This window comes from thiotrophic endosymbiont of Bathymodiolus puteoserpentis (Logatchev) (assembly GCF_900127505.1).
Taxonomy (GTDB): Bacteria; Pseudomonadota; Gammaproteobacteria; order PS1; family Pseudothioglobaceae; genus Thiodubiliella.
In genome coordinates, this window is the sequence record NZ_UEXF01000061.1 from 1 (window position 1) to 1,024 (window position 1,024).

Here is a 1,024-nt window from a genome sequence, read left to right on the forward strand (position 1 = left end):
GAAAGTAGACTTCTGATAATTACCCCCATTCAAGTCTTGCATCCATAAAAATACAGACAATATTCCCAAGTTGATAAGATTAGCACAAATTATTCGATATTTTGGATTATTTGGGTTTTTCAGATGTGCTTAAGCCTCCTTTGTTTAGGTAGGGTTTGTTTTGTTGTTCGTTTAAATCAAGATAGCAACGGCTTAAATGCTTTAATACGGTTCTCACTATCATCAGCATGCTGATTATAAAAATGGATACTCTCACTGGCATTTAAGCTCTCAAGATTAGTGGCAATAGCGCGATAAATATATTGCTCAATAGTAAGGCTTTGGTCAGTATCACAGGCATTATTTTGTATCTACAGATAAATCCATCTCAATTTACCCTTTGATTTGTGTTCTTTGTACTTCTTTGTACAATTAAATCAAACACTGTGTCTATGCTGTATTTATTACACCTTTTTAATCAGTGCAATTACAATCCATATTCCAGCTATCCTCTTCAGATGATTTCACCAAAGCCTTTTCATTTATCGCTCCCAATTCATCCACCCAAGTTTGATAAACATACTCTTTACTAGCGCCAAAAAATCCTATATTTGTATATTCATTTTTGTCACTCTTGATGACTTTTCTTGAATATTTTTGTTCAATCCATGCCCACCATTCTATGGAATTTGGCGTTAATGCATTCGTGTTATCAAGTGCAATGGCTTGTGCTTTTTTAGAAATTAATTGATTTTTAGACTTTCCTTTGAGCATGCAATGTATGCAATTAGATAGCATGCCGTCATAAGGCAAATCTAAATCATATTTAGACCTTGTAGGGTTTTTCCAAAACTCAATGACTTTTTGCTTGTTAATTTTTGCCTTGATCATGGGCATATTTGCGTTTTCAAAGGGCGGTTGAGTTTTGGCACTGCTGATTTTATTTTTACCACTTCTGGTAAGGTTTGTTTTGGCATCTTTAATTCTTTTTCTAATTTTTATAGCACGGTGTTTTTCATCAAATCGAATGGCGATATAATTAGTC

At 33.8% G+C, this 1,024-nt stretch carries 1 protein-coding gene; it reads right to left on the bottom strand.

Annotation, left to right across the window (positions count from 1 at the left end; genetic code table 11):
• Positions 1-453: 453 nt before the first annotated feature.
• Positions 454-1,024, bottom strand: a 571-nt coding sequence (locus tag BHECKSOX2_RS07860; protein ID WP_180323718.1) for a hypothetical protein, incomplete at its 5' end; no start/stop codon positions are given.